An 18,447-nucleotide genomic window follows, 5' to 3' on the forward strand; every position below is an offset into this window, starting at 1 on the left:
CCTAAATTAGAGCAATATAGCTTCTAAAACCTAAAAATTGTCAAATTCATTCCGGTAGCCTCTTTACTGATTAGCAATAGTCGGACACAAATCAACATGAAAAATGTATATGGAAAAAGGCACAAGGATAGAACTTATGCCCAGTTGAGTTTAAACGATATTACCTAAAGCACTTAAGAGGGGAGGGGGCAGAGGGGAAAGAGTCCAGAGGTGGTAAAAGCTGGGGCTCAAAGGGCTATTGATATGCAACTCGGTATTAGGGTCCAATCCTATGGGTAGGGTTTTTTGATTAACTGCTAACCCGAGCTATAGCTTTGATCACAAATCGCAATCAAAAGTATTATTTCCTCATATTCCCTATCCTCACCTTCTTCTCCCTCTTCTTCCTTGTCCCCTGGTGCCTTTTCCCTATAACAGTTAACCTTTGCCCGCTACCATTATTTGAGTATGTGTCATCGCTAAGCGCTCGAGAACTTGCTCAGCAGTGATCAAGCGTTTTAGGACAACTTGACCAATAGTTTTTGCTGACTCAGGTGAGGTGTTAGGCATGGGTTTGACTTCAACCATAACCACAAGGTCTTCAACCTGATAGAGCCACAATTTTTCTCCTTGCTCTAGGATAGAAAGGTTCATTTGCTTAATTTCTGGCAGCCGTCGCCAAGCGTTTTCGTTCCAAAGACCTCCAAACTCCCAAACGCGCCCGACTATCCAGCCTTCCGATAAAAAGAAATATTTCACGTTGCTCTTCGCTAATCCTGCTCTATATTCCTATTTTCCACTCAAATTGAGTTTTTCAGCTTAAAATGACGATTTAATTCAACTTTTATCGAACAACGGCAATTGGTTAATTTCAGGACTTACGCATCAAGCTTGTCTGTTAAGACTGGGTGTCAGGTGTAGTGGAGATTTGTAGAATTTGACAAAATGATCAGTATATGATTTAGAGCAGTAAGCATTGTTACTTGACCATAGTCTTTTGAGCTATAGCTGGTTACGGTATCAATTGATGGGTAAACTAATCGATAATTCAGATAAAAAAAAGATAGTACAAGCCAATCCAATTCTTATATAACCTGGCTTTATACAACCTATTGGATTGGCTATATATAGACTTCAAGCTTGATCTGACAAGCATTTAGTCCTCTTGAGAGGACTGGATTTACTCGCGCTGGGATTTTCATCCCTGGCGGATTATTGGTAGTAGTGCAAGATGTGATGCGCAAATGGGCTGATCTCAAATTGTCATTGGTCAAATTATCATTGGTAAACTAACAAGTAATAAGTAACAATTAACTAATTGCTAATAACAAACTACTTTTGATGGAATTTTTGATTGATATAAATTAGATACTACTTCAGATAACTCATGGGGTTGGTCGATCAAAAAATCTGGTTTGTATTGAGCTAGGACTTCTTTATAATTAAATCCCCAACTGACAGCAACTACTTTAAGATTATTTTGTTTAGCTGCCTCAATATCCCTAGTTTCATCTCCCACATAGATCACATCAGCAGGATTTAAATTATGTTTTTTGAGGAATTTACGAATAACTTTTTCTTTTCCAAATATGGGACTCCCTGAGTCAACAAAATCAAAAAGCTTTACCCAAGAATTATTTTCCAGGAAAAGGTTAACGTTATCTGCTGAGTTAGATGTCAATATCCCTAATTGGTAACCTTCAGATTTCAAATCATTTAAAACGTCTATTATTCCAGGAATAGGAGTTAAACTTTGAATATCTTCGCGTAAGAGTTTTTGGACTTTTTTCAACAAAAACGGGATTCTAAACCTCGAAATACCCGATTGCTTAATAATTTCCCTAGAGCTTAAATGTCTAACTTGCTCCAATTTTTCAGCTGATGTGGGCTGATATCCAAATTCTCCCGCTAAGCTATTACTAATCTTGACAATGGCAGTAAGGGTATCAGCCAGAGTCCCATCAAAATCAAAAAGAATTACTTTTACACTCATTGAGCAATTAACAATTAACAATTCGCAATTCGCAATTCGCAATTCGCCACCCAAATAATCAATGACTAGTCAGACTAGTCAACCGATTTTTGACATGCATCAATATTAGCTTGGGCATTGCGCCGTAGCATATTTGGCTTAATACGCCGCAGCGCCGAAGCTGGAAACCGTCGATTCCACTCCTGATCAGATATAGTAGCTAATTCCGTGAGTCGAGGAGCCACATTCCAAGGGTAGGGCTGAAACTCTACCACATCAGTTTCTTTAGCAAAACGTTGGTTCCAGGGGCAAACATCTTGACAGATGTCACAACCAGCAACCCAGCCTTCTAAATGGGGTTTAATCGATTCCGGCAAGTTTGCAGCCCGATTCTCAATGGTATGATAGGCGATGCAGCGGTTGGCATCAACGACAAACGGTTTGGTAATAGCACCCGTTGGACAGGCTTGAATACAGCGGGTACAGCTACCACAGTGTGAAGTGTGAGGGGTATCTGGGGTCAAGGCTAGGTTAGTCAACACTTCCCCTAAAAATACCCAACTGCCATACTCCCGCGTAATTACATTACCATTTTTAGCAATCCAACCAATACCTGAGCGCTGCGCCCAGACTTTATCTTGTACTGGCCCTGTATCAGCATAGTAACGCACCTGGATTTCTTCTGCTTGTGCTTGTAACCAAAAGATCAATTCCTTCAATTTTTTATGCATGACCTTGTGGTAATCTCTGCCCCAACCGTAACGGGAGATTTTGCCATACTCAGGGCTTTCGGGACGCTGCTGAGGGGTGTAGTAGTTGAGAGCAAGACAAATTACCGACTTCACCTCTGGCATACAGGCACGAATATCCAAGCGTCGAGGATTTGCCATCCAAGCCATGTCTGCTTGATACCCTAACGCTAGCCAAGCTTTCAAGTTTTGCTCTGCTGAGTCATGATGATCAACATCCACAGCTGCAATTCCTACCTTATGAAAGCCGAGCGAGCGAGCTTTCTGTTTTACCTCAGTGCTAGTAACTGGTATATCCAAGTTGTATTTACAACCTAACTCTACCTGTAAGGTGTGTTAATCACGCACGTTCACCCAACACCGTTCATCCAAGACCTTTCATCCTTTCCCCAATCTCTACAATAACCACAGTAATGTTATCCCTACCGCCTTGGTCTTTAGCGGCTTCAACAAGCATAACCAGAGCCTGATCAATACTTGAACTCTCTTGGAGAGAGGAAGCAATCAATTCATCGGAAAGTTCTTCCGTGAGTCCATCGCTACAAAGCAAAAGGCGATCGCATAATTTAACCTCTATCCTATGGACATTGACTTTAGGTAAGTCCTTTCTGCCTAGACATTGAGACAGAACATGACGCCAGGGATGCATCCGAGCCTGTTTAGCTGTCAGTTCTCCCAACTTAACGGCTCTGGCTACCCAGGTGTGGTCTTCTGTAATCTTCTCTAACTTAGAATTTCGGAACCGATAGAGGCGAGAATCTCCTACATGAGAAAACCAACACTGGTTTTGACGGAACATCACCACTACGGCAGTGGTTCCCATATCTGACCGTTCTGGATGAGTTTGCTGATCGTTGAGGATAGCCTGATTGGCCTGATAGATCGCTTGTTCTAGTAACTCATCAGAAGGAGTTTGAGAGTTCCAATCTTTATTCAAATAAGTCTTAATCGCCTCAGTGGCGATTTTACTTGCCTCTTGTCCACCGGCATGACCACCCATACCGTCGGCAACAATAAAGAAGCGACCGTCCGGGTCTATGTAGTAGTCATCTTGGTTAACTGTACGTAGTAAGCCCGGATCTGTAATACCGGCGAAGCAACTTTTCATCACATCGGTTGTTTACTGGCTTGATGCTTTCTGCTCGTCTTTGAGCTTCAGTTTGATTTTGATGGATAGAAACATGATTATTATCGACCTGATTCAGTTGAATTAAGGAAATGTCCAAAGATGTCCGGATAAATGCCGAAATATCCAACGATTTAGCCTCCTAGTACTTGCTACTACAGTGGATAGATCGTGGGATAAGGAGTTATTACGACTTTACAACAACTACAACATCCGATCAAACCGGTCAAGCCGTCGGAGCAACCTAATTAAGGCAAATCCTAACACAGTTGCCACCAAAACGACTACCAAAGCTAGTAGGACATTACCATTTACAAATAAAATGGTAGCCGAAAGGGTGAAGGCACTGATTAATAAAGTATAGTTGGTTCCCAACTGAATACCACTCAGCCGTCGTAAAACCCGGTCTGATTCAATAGAGCGCACTCGAATGCGCAGGTCTCCTCTTTCTAATTTTTCAATAGTACTTTCAATGCGTTGGGGCAAACCTAATGCAGTACTACTCATCTGTGCGGCTTGGCGTCCCAGTTCATTAATAAAGCTATTGTTGTCGGGAGTGTTGCCGTTGGTCATAATCTCTAGTGCGAAGGGTTTTGCAACTTCCATAAAATTAAATTCGGGGTCTAAGCCTTTACCCACTCCTTCCAGTGTAGAAAAGGCTCGCATCACAAATGTGAACGTTGCTGGGAATCGAAAAGGCTGGCCATAGGCAATTTCGTAGAGGTCATCGCTGATGTTAGTGATCGATTGATCCTCAAAGGGCTTATCCATGAAATTATCCAGCATATACTGAACTGAGCGCCTTACCGGTCCCATATCACTCACTGGTGAGAGCGCACCCAATTCAATTAGGGAAGTCACCACTCGGTCGCCGTCTTTTTGGGCAATGCCAAACAGGGTTTCCATAAGTTGCTCGCGCACATTGGCCTTAATCTGCCCCATCATGCCAAAGTCGTAAAAGATCAGGGAACCCTGATGACTAACCGCAATATTTCCCGGATGGGGGTCAGCATGGAAGAAGCCATCATTTAGCAACTGCTGTAGGTAAGCTTCTGCTCCCAGACGAGCGATTAATTTGCGGTCTAGACCAGCTGCTTCTAGAGCTTCGTAACTACTAATCTTAATCCCTGGTAAAAACTCTAGGGTCAAAACTCGTGATGAGGTATAGCGCCAGTAGACACGGGGTACCTTCACCCAGTCATAGCTGCGGAAGTTGCGCCGAAATGTATCTGCATTTCGGCCTTCATTAAGATAATCAATTTCTTCCCAAAGAATACGACAGCACTCTTCATAAATCCCACTCCAGTCCCGACCACGCCCCCAGTCTGGATGGTTTTGGAAGTAATAGGCGATCCCCTTGAGAATTTTTAAATCAATGGTAAACAGTTTTTTTAAGCCTGGTCTTTGGATCTTAATCGCTACCTCTTCACCACTGCGAAGTTGAGCTTTGTGAACTTGCCCTAAGCTAGCCGCCGCCAGAGGAATTGGGTCAAAAGCACTGAACAGTTCCTTGATGGGCTTGCCTAAATCTTCCTGGATTATCTGCTCAACTTGCTCGTAACTAAAGGCAGGAACCCGGTCTTGTAGTTTGCTCAGTTCTTCTACATACTCACTGGGGAATATATCAGCACGGGTGGAGAATAACTGTCCAACTTTGATAAACGTTGGTCCTAGATCTAAGAATGTATCTCGAATCCAGATAGCTTGTGTTTTGCGTCTATATGCGTGCTTTTGCTCTGTATATCCTCCCCGATAACTCCAAGGTTTACCATCAAGCCACAACCCAGTGATGAGGGTCAAAACAAAACGCCAAATATCAATAAAACGCCTTTGACGGGAGTAATTTTCTTGATTCCACCGATAAGCTTTTTCGCTGTATTGCTTACCTATAGAACTTTGCCTAGACACATTTTGTTCCTGATCTAGTGTAAGGTTAATAGATTTCTGAGAAAGAGCAGACACTCGGATTTATCTGTAAGGTTTTTATCAAAAAAATAGCAGGTTATTAAAAATTATGTCGAAACTACTCACTTCTGTAGATAATCTAGGGTAGTAACGATAAATCTTATCAAGATTGCTTGCGATAGTTTTTTAATTCCGTACGCAAGCTGGCAATTTCTGCTCGCAGCTCATCAATCATGGCTTGCAGATCAGCTGGTTTGGATCCTGTTTTCCCTGTGTTACTAGCTGTGTTACTGCCTGTGTTACTAATAGTAGAATCAGCTGCTCCAGCTTCGCGATTGGCACTTTCAATGACCTGATCGGTAAACTGCCGCAGTCGCTCACGCTGCTCAGCATCAAACTTGCCTAACTCACTCAGGGCATTGGTCAGAGCATCCTCGAGCTGCCGATTAATGGCTTGAGCTGCAGCCCTACCCAGAAAAAAGGCATGAATTACAGAGTTACTCATTGATAAGTTTCTTTAGCTTACGTTACAAATTATAACGTACTTGCCCAAGATTATGAGTGAATTCAAATCTAGTTACTTGCTTCGTATATCCTCAGTTTTTCACATCTACCATGTCCTTTCAATTTAAAAAACGATTATTATATCATCTTATGTATTTAAATCTCACAGGGCTTAGGCAGTAACTTTAACTTTTCCTTCGTAGCCCTACTACTTATTAAGCGCGTTTGGTGGCGAGTTCGGGGTCAGTCCTGTGTAAGTATCAATATTAATAAAGCACCTTGATGAGGTTGAAGGTGTTTCAGAGTTGGGGTTCTGACAAAGGCCAATTGCTGCGAGGAGGGAAGGATTGATCGGTGTGGAAGATGGTAGAACCAGGTTCTTTTTGAGAGTTAATTCGCAGTGCGAAACCAAATCCTAATCCGGCTGAGGCGGCAAGGGCACCGGTCATCAGTAGGGCTTTCAGTGGGAATCCAGCTTTGGTAGTTTTGAGTTTTGAGGTTTGAGTTTTGAGCTTGGCGTGGACAGTTTTGAGAACAGCTAAGGTCTGAGTGCTCAGTTTTGAAGGATTAGTGCTCAGTTTTGAAGGATTAGTGCTCAGTCTTGAAGGATTAGTGCTCAGTCTTGAAGGATTAGTGCTCAGTCTTGAAGGATTAGTACTCAGTCTTGAAGAATTTGTACTCAGTTTTGAAGGATTAGTGCTCAGTTTTGAAGGATTAGTGCTCAGTTTTGAAGGATTAGTGCTCATTTTTGGGGCAATTAATGACTTTTGCTGAGTACTCAGGACTTTTAACTGAGAACTGCTTTGAGGCACTTTCTCCTGAGTTGGCAGCAGCGATAACCAAGCTTCTACGGTTTGAGGACGTTGATTGGTGACCATGTGCAAGCCACGCCAGACTGCTTGTTTAACTACTGGAGTTAGGTTTTGTGGACATGGTGGTAAGTCCGGCAGGAAAAGAATATAGAAACCTTCCTGGGCATGCAATACTTCCCTGACTGGTGCAGGTAAGGGTGGGGTTCCAGTAAGCAAGCAGTAAAAGGTTGCGGTTAAGGAATAAACATCGGTTGCCTGGGAAAGTTGTCCTTTAGAAACGTACTGTTCGGGGGCACTATACCCAGCAGCAATTAAACTGGCGTGGGTTTGCCTGACTCCTAGGGTGAGTTGACTAGTAATACCAAACTCACATAGCACTAGCTTATCGGTATCTTGACGCAGAATAATATTTTCCGGTCTAACATCTAGATGCAGCAAACCCTTTTGATGTAATATGCTCAGGGCATCGCCAATTTGACGAATGTATGCAATAGCTTGGGCTTCTGGAACCAAGTTGGCTTGGATGAGTTCAGCTAACGTCTGCCCTGGAATATATTCCATGACTAGGTAAGGTCGTCCGGCAGCTTCAAAGGATTCGATTACCCTGACTAAATGCTGATGCTGACAGCTGCTCAAGAGCCTACCAAGGGCAAGAAATTGCCGCTTGAACTGCTCACCATGGGGATGGTGGCACAGATTGTCGCTGAGGGTTTTGATCACGACGGTTTGACCAGACTCAGCGTTTATAGCTAGGTAGGTGATGCTAAAGACACCTTTGCCTAGCTGGCTATGAAGAACATATTTGCCGTTGTGCAAGACTGTGCCTGCCTTTAAGTCCATGAAAGTTCAGTTCAACTCCCACCTATGCTAACCTTAAGTGGTGCAGAATGGTTGACACTACCTAGGTTTCGTTCCTCGCTTTCTAACAATCAAGCATCAAGGAAAAACCAGGATAACTATTACCGCAATTATCAGAGTGGGAGAGTTTGAGAGGGAAAATTCATCCCCGTCCTGTTAGGTCGGGGTATTCTTTTCCCTGTCAAATAGTGTTAATATAGAAAGTAAGGGTCTCAAAAAAACTGGGTATTGACCCTACTCAGCTACCCTGGCCTATGGCCACGCTACGCGAACGGTGCGCGGGAAAGTCACGCCCAGGTCGATAACAGTCGCGCACGGCTGTGCCTGGGAATCCCCATCCCTGCGACGGGTGGGGAGGTTCAATCAGCTTAATTATTCTGTAGCAGGAGTTGTTAATCAGGATCAAACATTACCAAGGGTTGCCAATTAGGGTAAAAGCGCTCCAATAGTAGGGATGTCGTAACTCCACATCTGGCAACTTGGCTAACCCTGCTGGTAAAGGAAAACTGCCCTGATCCGTTACCAACTTCCCTCTCTCCAGACGGACTGTACCCCTGAGCAAATTTAACTGAGCTTTCCGTATAGCCTCGGCTTTCACTGGGACTTGCTGTAATTTTTCGTAAAACGTTGTCATTAGCCCCAGGGTACCCTCATCGCTGACATACCAGAGACTTCCCAATGCGGACTTGACCCCCGCTAGCACTGCTAGACCGGCAAATCCTAATTCGGCTTGCTCGTCTCCTAAGGCAGTACGACAGGCACTTAAGACCAACAACTCCACCTTAGGCTTACTTAAGCCTAGTTTAGGCAACTGGTTAAGTTGCAGCTTGGTATCCCACAGCTGGATGTAGGAATTACTTGGCTTACCGGCTAAGAATTCACTATGGGTAGCCAAATGAACGATACCAAAGGGTTGTGAGGCACGAGCTTTTATCAAATTTGCTACGGTGAACGCTTCGTTAAGTAATGCCTTTCCTGACCACAGTTGTTCTGTAACCATCGATAACTCTACAGGAACTGCTGGTAATGGGTTTTTGTTCTTAAACTGGGATGCTCCCATGGCCAAGACTTGAAATTTCCTAATGTCTACATAGTTCATGTTGGTTAATGATAGAGTTGGCATTAAACCAAGGCTATATCGTTCTACAAGAAACCCAGTGCCATCATGGAGTGCTGCCATGGGTAAAGAGCGCAAACCAACGTCCATGATAAAGGCAAGATTATTTATTTTTTTTGCTTTTAGCTCCTGCTCTACCGGACCAATCAACCAACGATACAACTGCTGAGCCAAGGGTAGGTAGACATTTGCGCTTTCGAGATTGGTGATACTCCTTTGGAATTCCCGAGCAACAGAGAGAAGTTGCGATCGCGTTGCTCCCTGCACCTGTTTTCGGATTACTGTCCCGGAAGCCGTAACGACTAGTAATTCGAGCTGTGTATTGAGATTTTCTTCCCAGTGCGACCCAGTCTTTTGCGGATTTGTCGTTGTCTCTCGTTCCAGTTTGGTTGACGTCAATCCCTTGGAATTAACTGGATTGCCCTTAGTCGTTTCCGATTTAAATTCCGGTTTAAAGAACAGGTAAATTAGGGCTGGTTTGAGTCCAGTAAGATTTTCAATCTGGCCCAGGTGGGCTTGGGCTTCTTCCAGGGTGACTATGGGAGTGTTGCTAATGCCTAGATGTTTTTCAAAGGCATAGGTGAAGCCTTCCTCAAGTTGTTTAACCTCAGCTTCAGCTTCTAGTCTAGAGTTAGAGGATTTACTGGTAACTGGCTGTGGGACGGATTGTGCCGGTGATTGACTACTATTAGTACTATTAGTATTAGTAATCTCTGCTATAGTCTGTGGTGCTGGTTGATTGTAATAAATGTTGATTAAATTCGATTTAGGTTTAAAATTAATAAACTCAAGGTTTTTAAGATTATAATTAGGTTCTAATTTAGGATTTTTAGGGTTTATTTGAGTGTATTCTGTTTTGGGAGCAATTGCCTGAGGCTTTGGTTGAGTAAGAATTGGGAAGGATTGAATGGACTGCTGAGATACTTGAGGGCGACTGGGGAGTAGATTAGCCTGATTTGAATAGGGATTGGTAGCCATTTCTTGACCTTGGCTAGTGGAATTTGGAATCAAATTGGTAGCCATTGCTTGACCTGGGCTAGTGGAATTTGAAATCAAATTGGTAGCCATTTCTTGACCTGGGCTAGTCAAATTTGAAGATGGCTCCCCAGTATTAATTTCTATATCACCTAAATCTGAGCTCTTCGAATTCGGAAAGGATTCTAGGGTAAAAGTAGAACCACCTGTAGAAATAGCTCCCTCTGTACCATTCTCTGTACTATTAGTACTTCTATTTCCCACCTCAAAGGGGGTTTGCCCGTTTCCACCATGACTGATGGTGATTTCTCCTCCACCATCTCCCCCAACTGTAGCAATGCTGACTGCTGTTTCTTTGCCCTCGATTAAGGTGTCAAACGTCCCAGTGGCTCTAAAAAAACCTTCTGTGGTAATTTCCACATTACCGCCTTTGCGATCGCTACCACCTTCGGCATTGATCCAGCTAACCTCAATATTACCTCCTTCGAGGGTAACATCCCCTCCCTTGCCAACTGTTGTTGATGAGTTAAGCTCTTGGGTGCTCAGAGCCTCAGACGCTGTGATTGTAATCGCTCCCCCATTTGTCTTGATATCACCTAGAGTGACATTAACGCCATCAATGGTGATATCTCCAGAAAAGTTCAGAGACACGTTAGGGGCGGTAATATCATTACTAGCGTTCAGAACAATGTTGCCCAAAACTTGTTCTAGGGCATTCGCGCCAAGGGTAAAGCCAGATGTCCCCCCATCCCCCGACAAAATTTCCATCACATCAAAACCAAGGGGATTATCTGCTAGCTGCTGACCATCACCTTCTGTCCCAGGTACAATAGTAATGTTACGGTCGTTAAATCTAATCGTGCCGTTTTTACCAAGAGGGGCGGTGACATCAACTTTGCCATCAAAGATTAAAGTCTTTTGGCTAGATATCTCAACTGTCCCACCATCTGATGTCCTACCATTTCGAGCCTGTGGAGTTGGCTCTTCAGCGCCACGGGCAGTAATCTCCCCGTAGAATGCTGTAGTTTCCTCTGACCAGACAGTAACTCGACCTCCGTTTTGATTTGAATTTTTTCCATCAGCCTTAATCTCGGAACCACGGCTGACAAAGGTGTGATTGGCATTTAATTCTACATTGTCTGGATTGTCTTGGGGGTGCTTCCCAATCCACACCTGGCCACCATTACTGCCAGAAGAGTCAATGGTGGCATTAATTACAGCAATGCGATCGCCTAATACTGTTACACTGCGTCGCCCAAGTTTTTGGTTGGAAACATCTAGGGTACCGGAGACAATGGTTGTTCCTGTCTCAGTGGGAACTGTGGTGCCAGAATCTGTCAGCTGCACGGTTCCATTGGAATTGGCACTGAGTCCCGTCTCAACGCCTTGGGCTGGTCCTGTCAGTAGCGCTGGTATATCTAGTGCAGTAATTAATGGTTGCCCATCTAGTGTCCGAGGGGGGTCAATCTCTAGATTCAACAAATTTCCAGATTGAGAAATCTTAACCAGACTTTTCCCTGGTACAGCAGCGATAGTAATATTGCCTCCTGGTGCATTCAGTTGCCCAGTGTTAATCACACTACCCCCGATCAAGGCGATCCGTTTATTGTCTGGCACTTCCAGCTCACCAGCGTTAATGATACTTCCAGGTTGGGCTAAATCAAAGGCAAAGCTAGTGGGGTCACCAATTAAGTTCTGGTAATTATTATTGTCGCCAAAAGCATCAAACCAATTGCCTTCGCCAAAGCCAATCCCAGTAGCTGTAGTTGCTGTAAAGGAAGCAGGCACATTCAGTCGAGCATCAGCCCCAAAAATAATCCCTGCTGGGTTCATTAAGTATAAGTTAGGGCTCCCACTGCCTCTGATTTGAATTAGACCATTAATAATTGAGGGTACATCCCCTACGACTCGCCCCAAAATATTCCTAACCTGGGGATTATTAGAGATAAAATTGGCAATCTGGCCGGAATCGAGTCCAAATTCCTCAAAACTGTGAAACAGATTCGGTTGATCGTCACTAGAGAGGCTACCACCAGTGATATCGAAGGTTTGACCATCACGAGTTACAATTGTCCCTGCACTGTCTTCTGCTGAGGTGATTTGTGCGATTGCTGGTAGCCCAGTTGGGGAGAGCAACATGGCTACCCCCCAGGGCATGACTTGACCTAGAGATAAGCGGTTGAGCAATGAAGGAGAGATTTTTCGGTTAGAGCTTTGAGGGGGAAAATTTTTGCCCTCTAGGGGACTGCACCGTCCTTGGTACTTAGAAGAATTGCTGCCCTTGGGTTTTACTACCGGTTTCCCCATAATCTTCATAGCAACCCTTAACCTTCTCTGTCTAGTAGTCATGGAGTGTAGTGGTCATGCACCTAGTTGGAAACAGCTGTAGCACCAATCCACTAAGGGAAGGTGGTGCTAATTTCACGCTTATTTAAAACTAAAATAGCCATGGTACAATAGCCATGCTAAAATAGCCATCCTTAGTGATCACTGTTCACAGTAACAGAATAGGTGTAACTTATGGAATGTTCTGTCTAGCTGGCAACAACTAAATGGTTGTCTTGTGGTACATGTTGAGGTACTTCTGCCGGTAATCCTACCAGATATTGGTACATATTGATATATTCCCTGGCTGACTTCTCCCAACTAAAGTCTTGGCTCATAGCTCGTTGCTGCAAACTCCGCCATTCTTTCTGGTAGCGGAAACCTTCCCAAGCCCGAACCATACAAGTATAAAAATCTAACGGTTCATAGCGGTCAAAGCAGTAACCGGTGCCAGTTTGCTTGATCGGATCATGGTGGGAAACGGTATCCACCAAACCCCCAGTACGCCGTACAATGGGGATACAGCCGTAACGCATAGCCAGCATTTGGCTAATCCCACAGGGTTCAAAGCGAGAAGGCATCAAGAATACATCACTACCAGCATAAATCCGTCGAGCTAGAGGATCGTTATATAGGATTTGAGCAGACATTCGTCCTGGATAGCGGGATGCGATTTCCCACAGTTGGGTTTCATAGTAGCGCTCTCCCGTACCTAGGACTAAAAATTGACAATCGGTGTAAGCTAGGAAACCCTGTAAAACTTGAACCAGCAGGTCAATCCCTTTCTGTTCCACTAAACGGGAAACCATACTGATCACACAGGTATCAGGGTTGATAGCTAAGCCGACTTCTTTCTGGAGGGCTACTTTGTTTTTGCTACGGATGTCGAGAGTATCAGCGGTGAAGTTGTGAGGAATATAGTTATCGGTTTCGGGATTGTAACTTTCTGTATCAATCCCATTGACAATTCCAACAGTTTTACCACTGATAAATGATAGCAAACCTTCTAAGGATTCACCGTATTCAGCAGTTTGGATTTGTTGAGCGTAGGTGGGCGAAACAGTATTTACCCGGTTAGCGTACTGTACAGCTGCCGCCATAGTATTATGACCTTGCATATACCAGGGACACCAAGTAATTTCTTCTAAGCGCCAGCGCTGGGGACCTTGATAAGCCAGGTTGTGAATTGTGAAAACTGTGCTGATATCTGATGATTGGTGCATCCACACGGGAATCATGCCTGTGTGCCAATCATGGCAGTGAATAACATCAGGCTTCCAGTAGTTCCAAGCAAACTCAGCTGCACCATTGGCAAATAGGGTGAATCGCCAGTCTTCATCATCTCCAGAGTAGATTTGGCGACCAGCAAAGGCAGCATGACCAAATAAGTATAAGGGGACATCAGTCTTTGGTAGTAGGGTTTCAAACACATTGAAGTGTTGAAACATAGCATCACCAGACCACACTGGTTCCTCTGGAATCTCCATTTTATCGGGCAAAAAGCCGTAGTAAGGCATGAAAATTCGGACATCCTGTCCCAATTGCCTCAAGGTTTTGGGTAATGATCCCACTACATCCCCCATACCGCCAATTTTCGCGATGGGAGCTGCTTCCGCCGCAACGAATAGAATCTTCATCTGTTAGTTGTAAATTATTGGTTGTTAGTGCCTAGGAAATAGCTGCAAGCTTGAAGGATGAAGTGCATTTGATCAAGCCTGAAACATGGAGCAGAACTTTTCAGGAATTGACCTTTAACTCCTCTGTTGACTTGATCGAAGAACCTTCAGCTTTCCGGCTATCCTAGCTTACTCTAGCCTTCTGAAAAATTCTACGGTAAAAGAAAAAGGCTATGGCTTAAAAAACCTTTTCCTTAGCCTTTTCCTACACTAAAAGCGGCTTTGCGAAAATTCTAAAATCTATAGCGCTTCGGACAGGAATTGCATTGAATTTTCAGCTATATTCCTATTCCCGCTCGATTTGAGCCAAAATTTCATCCAAAATCTCTTGTGCTCCCTGTTGTTTGAGTTTTTGGGCAAGTTCGAGTCCTAAATTTTCGGCTTGACTCGAATCCCCTTGAATGGTGTCTTTGACAAGTCTTTGCCCATCCACACTAGCCACTATAGCTGTTAGGGTTAGGGTATTGCCTTCCAACTGAGTGTCTACACCGATCGGAACTTGACAGCCACCTTCGAGCGCTCTTAATAATGACCGTTCTGCGTAACAGCGTTGAGAAGTGGGGGGATGTGCGATCGCATTGAGCAGTTCTAAGACTTCTTGATCATCGAAGCGGCATTCAATTCCCAAAGCCCCTTGTCCCACAGCATGGAGTGAGATCTCTGGTGGTAAAATTTGGTGAATGCGATCGCTCATGTCCAGTCGTTTTAGCCCAGCTACTGCTAAAATTAGTGCATCGTAGTCACCAGCATCCAGTTTGGCCAGTCTAGTGTTTAGGTTCCCTCTGACATCTTTAAAACTCAGATGGGGAAAATGGTAGCGCAGCTGAGCCAGTCGTCTGAGGGAGGAGGTTCCAATGATCGAGCCTTCTGGCAAAGTTTCTATCTGTTTATCTTGGTGCTTTTGGTGCATTACTAAAGCATCTGCGGGGTTCTCCCGTTCCGTAACGCACCCTAGCACCAACCCTTCTGGCAATCTGGTCGGCAAGTCTTTGAGGGAATGCACCGCAAAATCAATCTCATCCCTAAGCATTCCCAATTCCAGTTCCTTAGTGAATAACCCTTTATCCCCAATCTTAGATAAAGCCACATCCAGGATTTTATCTCCGTGGGTACTCATGGTCTGGACTTCAAACTCTCGGTCTGGAAAATGCTTTTTCAGTTGCTCTTGTACCCAGTAAGTCTGAATCAGAGCAAGTTGGCTTTTCCGAGAACCGATGCGAATTGTCCGGGCAGGACTGGTAACGGTAGAGGTCATAGGGCTGTCAATTTCTACAAGGCAGATCAATTTACTTGTTCTAGACTACCGCAGAAGGTGACGTTTCCCTTTCCGTTTCTGTCATTAGCTAGTTGTCATTTGTCATTTGTCAAAAACTAAGGTGTAGTATATAGCATTTCTGTAAGCTATCAGCTATCAGCGTGTCGCGTATCAGCTATCAGCTTTGGAATAAAACAAGTAAGCATTGGAATAATGCTGAGTTATAGCAGAAGTCAGAAGTCAGAAGTCAGAAGTCAGAAGTCAAACTCTTGCGCTTACTTAGGTTTGAGACTTTTGTCATGTACTAACTGCCCTGGCGACTGCTATACCTCAAGCGCGTCGTTCGCACAGCGTGGCCAAACGCGCCCCGCGTGGCCAAACGCGCCCCGCGTGGCCACAAAGCACCTCAAGTAGCGTGAGCCTTTAGCTCACGGCTGACCGCTGACCTCTGTTGGCTGAATGCTTATCTCATAACTCTATATCTCATCTACTTGAGTGGTGGGATGAGTTCACTTTTATCAGCAACGCCAAACAAAATTTTTTCAGTGATAGTATCCAAAGAGACATCATAGATTTGTAAAGAATTGTATAGTCGTTATATTGAAATATAAGTTCACAGGAAATTTTAAGTTATTTATATTATTGTTGTACTAATTGGTTGAGGTGCAGTGTAATTGACTTAATCGGGAAGAGGTAAATGGTGGGAGGGAATAAAAGATGGAAATTAAAACTAAAATTTCGAAATTTTTCCTAAATTTTGCCACTTTTATCTTGATTATCTAAATTTTACTTCTATAACCACAACTGCCCCAGAAACTAAGTCATCTTCGATGGGTTGTGTAGGTAGTTAACAGGTTGACCCGAAAATATTTCCTTTACACCCACAAAAATTCCTCCCCTAACACGGTTTTATCCTGACTTAATCAGGGTGCTCGCTACATTCGCGCTTGATTTAACATTGATTATTTAATAGTAGGTCACGTCGCCTGCGGTTGCTAGATAAACCCAGAGTGAGAGGCTGATGGGTGATTAAAAGTTAAAGATTTGCAAATAAATATTGCAGGAATTTAAGCAATGCCAAGTTTCAACACTGATAACCCCTGTATACGAGTTGGTATATTGCATTCCTTAAGAGGTACTATGGCAATTAGCGAAGCCCCCCTGGTGGAAGCTGAGCTGATGGCGATCGCAGAAATTAACCAAACCGGAGGAGTTCTTGGTCAACCTATCGAAGCGATCGTTGAGGATGGCGCATCGAACTCAGCGGAATTTGAGAGCAAGGCCAGAAAACTGATTCAACAGGATCAGGTAGCCACAGTCTTTGGCTGCTGGACGTCTGCTTCTCGTAAGGCAGTTTTGCCTGTATTCGAGGTGTTAAATTCTCTGCTATGGTACCCCCTACAATATGAGGGTCTGGAATGTTCCCCCAATATTTTTTATACCGGGTCTTGTCCAAATCAACAAATTGAGCCAGCGGTGAACTGGCTGGTGAAAAATTACGGTAAGCGATTTTATCTGATCGGTAGCGACTATATTTTCCCCCTGACTGCCAACAAGATTATTAAAGCGCAACTGAAACAACTGGGGGGAACAGTGGTTGGGGAAGATTACATGGCTCTAGGCACTCAAGATATGGGAGAGGTGATCACCAAAATTAAACAGGTTCAACCAGATGTGGTCTTCAACACCCTCAATGGTGACAGTAATGTAGCCTTCTATCGCCAGTACAAATCCTCTGGAATTACAGCTGATGACATTCCGATTATGGCAGTGAGTGTGGCTGAGGCGGAACTCCAAAGGATAGGGGATACAGCGGCGGGACATTATGCCAGCTGGAGCTATTTCCAGAGTCTGAACACTCCTAATAATCAACGGTTTGTCCAGAATTTTCAGCGTCGTTACGGAGCTAACCGAGTGACTAGTGACCCCATTGAAGCCGCCTACGCCCAGGTTTACCTTTGGAAACAAGCCGTGGAATCCGCTCAATCATTTGAAGTAGACCGGGTACGGGTGGCAGCTTATGGTCAGAAATTTGATGCTCCCGGAGGATTAGTCCAAATCGAACCGAATCACCATATTGGTAAAACATGCCGGATTGGGCGGATTTTGCCTACTGGACAATTTGAAATTGTCTTTACCAGTGAACGTCCGATTAAACCCCTACCCTGGTTAGGGGTTGAAACCTATAACTGTGCCTGTGATACACAAACTCACCAATACAATCGGTCGTCTAGTGGGACACCATTGATCGAACCCTACAGCACAAATGTGGTGATTGAATTATTGGCTGAGGTGTCTCAATGGATTGAAAAAGCTAGGTATTTCGAGACCAATGCACAAGCATTAGAAATGGCAACGGAACAGTTGAAACATGAAATAGTTGAGCGGCGACGAATTGAAGCAGAACTCCAGAAAGCCTTCGATGAGCTAGAGCTAAAGGTTGAACAACGCACAGCTGACTTAAAAGCATCTAATGCTCAGCTAATGACGGAGGTGCGAGAGCGTGAGCAAGCTCAAGAAGAACTCAGGGCAGCTAAAGATCAGTTACAGGCGGTTTTGGAAGCAGTACCGGGGATTGTCTCTTGGATTAACTCGGATTTGCAATACCTAGGTGTGAATCGCCATTTAGCCAAAACCTTTAACTTGCCCTCAGAGGGGTTTGTGGGTCAAGACATTGGTTTTCTTCAGGCTAGCTCAGAGTTTAATGACTTTGTCAAGGAGTTTTTTGCCACTCCAGAACAAGATGCTTGCCGAGAAGTCTCGGCTATCGTCAATGACGAAAAGCGAAACTATGTAATTGTTGCCCAGAAGTACCATCAAGGCTCAGCTGCTTTCACCGTTGGGATTGATATTACCGAACGTCAGCAGGCCCTTGATGACCTGCGCAAGACCAAAGATCAGTTACAGGCCGTGTTGGAGGCAGTACCGGGGATTGTCTCTTGGATTAGCTCAGATTTGCAATACCTAGGTGTGAATCGCCATTTAGCCAAAACCTTTAACTTGCCCTCAGAGGGGTTTGTGGGTCAAGACATTGGTTTTCTTCAGGCTAGCTCAGAGTTTAATGACTTTGTCAAGGAGTTTTTTGCCACTCCAGAACAAGATGCTTGCCGAGAAGTCTCGGCTATCGTCAATGACGAAAAGCGAAACTATGTAATTGTTGCCCAGAAGTACCATCAAGGCTCAGCTGCTTTCAC

At 44.2% G+C, this 18,447-nt stretch carries 11 protein-coding genes; 1 reads left to right on the plus strand and 10 read right to left on the minus strand.

Annotated elements, in window-relative coordinates; translation table 11 throughout:
- Positions 1-417: 417 nt before the first annotated feature.
- The 10 genes from F6K46_RS14510 to hemC all read right to left on the minus strand — a co-directional run bounded on the left by F6K46_RS14510 (position 418) and on the right by hemC (position 15,253).
- The gene (locus F6K46_RS14510; protein WP_293060144.1) at positions 418-738 is read right to left on the minus strand and encodes a hypothetical protein; all 321 of its coding nucleotides are present in this window, start codon (positions 736-738) and stop codon (positions 418-420) included.
- 562 nt (positions 739-1,300) lie between these two features.
- Positions 1,301-1,972, minus strand: a complete 672-nt coding sequence (locus tag F6K46_RS14515; RefSeq protein ID WP_293060147.1) for an HAD-IA family hydrolase — start codon at positions 1,970-1,972, stop codon at positions 1,301-1,303.
- A 74-nt stretch (positions 1,973-2,046) separates the two neighbouring features.
- Entirely contained in the window at positions 2,047-3,000 is a 954-nt protein-coding gene (queG, locus tag F6K46_RS14520; RefSeq protein WP_293060152.1) for a tRNA epoxyqueuosine(34) reductase QueG, read from the minus strand.
- A gap of 64 nt (positions 3,001-3,064) precedes the next feature.
- The gene (locus F6K46_RS14525) at positions 3,065-3,808 is read right to left on the minus strand and encodes a Stp1/IreP family PP2C-type Ser/Thr phosphatase (protein WP_293060155.1); all 744 of its coding nucleotides are present in this window, start codon (positions 3,806-3,808) and stop codon (positions 3,065-3,067) included.
- A gap of 222 nt (positions 3,809-4,030) precedes the next feature.
- Positions 4,031-5,734: an AarF/ABC1/UbiB kinase family protein gene (locus F6K46_RS14530; RefSeq protein ID WP_330359496.1), complete on the minus strand. Its 1,704-nt coding sequence runs from the start codon at positions 5,732-5,734 to the stop codon at positions 4,031-4,033.
- 160 nt (positions 5,735-5,894) lie between these two features.
- Entirely contained in the window at positions 5,895-6,236 is a 342-nt protein-coding gene (locus F6K46_RS14535; RefSeq protein WP_075899307.1) for a DUF6825 family protein, read from the minus strand.
- Positions 6,237-6,534: 298 nt separating this feature from the next.
- Positions 6,535-7,887, minus strand: coding sequence for a protein kinase (locus F6K46_RS14540; RefSeq protein ID WP_293060162.1), 1,353 nt, complete (start codon positions 7,885-7,887; stop codon positions 6,535-6,537).
- A gap of 427 nt (positions 7,888-8,314) precedes the next feature.
- Positions 8,315-12,346 carry a CHAT domain-containing protein gene (locus tag F6K46_RS14545; protein ID WP_293060165.1) on the minus strand — a complete coding sequence of 1,344 codons (4,032 nt, stop codon included), beginning with the start codon at positions 12,344-12,346 and terminating at the stop codon, positions 8,315-8,317.
- A 185-nt stretch (positions 12,347-12,531) separates the two neighbouring features.
- Complete coding sequence (gene glgA / locus F6K46_RS14550; protein ID WP_293060168.1) at positions 12,532-13,959, minus strand: glycogen synthase GlgA; 1,428 nt, start codon at positions 13,957-13,959, stop codon at positions 12,532-12,534.
- Between the two features lie 325 nt (positions 13,960-14,284).
- Positions 14,285-15,253, minus strand: a complete 969-nt coding sequence (gene hemC, locus F6K46_RS14555; RefSeq protein WP_293060171.1) for a hydroxymethylbilane synthase — start codon at positions 15,251-15,253, stop codon at positions 14,285-14,287.
- 1,074 nt (positions 15,254-16,327) lie between these two features.
- Between hemC and urtA the strand changes: the two genes are divergently transcribed.
- The coding region (urtA, locus tag F6K46_RS14560; protein WP_293117106.1) for an urea ABC transporter substrate-binding protein at positions 16,328-18,447 on the plus strand (2,120 nt) is incomplete at its 3' end.

The organism is Moorena sp. SIO3E8, assembly GCF_010692445.1.
GTDB classification, from domain to species: Bacteria; Cyanobacteriota; Cyanobacteriia; order Cyanobacteriales; family Coleofasciculaceae; genus Moorena; species Moorena bouillonii.

Bases quoted from the DNA above. Each gene is read 5' to 3' on its own strand.
- F6K46_RS14515 (WP_293060147.1), bottom strand. From the start codon at position 1,972: ATGAGTGTAAAAGTAATTCTTTTTGATTTTGATGGGACTCTGGCTGAT.
- F6K46_RS14525 (WP_293060155.1), bottom strand. From the start codon at position 3,808: ATGAAAAGTTGCTTCGCCGGTATTACAGATCCGGGCTTACTACGTACA.
- F6K46_RS14535 (WP_075899307.1), bottom strand. From the start codon at position 6,236: ATGAGTAACTCTGTAATTCATGCCTTTTTTCTGGGTAGGGCTGCAGCT.
- F6K46_RS14540 (WP_293060162.1), bottom strand. From the start codon at position 7,887: ATGGACTTAAAGGCAGGCACAGTCTTGCACAACGGCAAATATGTTCTT.
- F6K46_RS14545 (WP_293060165.1), bottom strand. From the start codon at position 12,346: ATGACTACTAGACAGAGAAGGTTAAGGGTTGCTATGAAGATTATGGGG.
- glgA (WP_293060168.1), bottom strand. From the start codon at position 13,959: ATGAAGATTCTATTCGTTGCGGCGGAAGCAGCTCCCATCGCGAAAATT.
- hemC (WP_293060171.1), bottom strand. From the start codon at position 15,253: ATGACCTCTACCGTTACCAGTCCTGCCCGGACAATTCGCATCGGTTCT.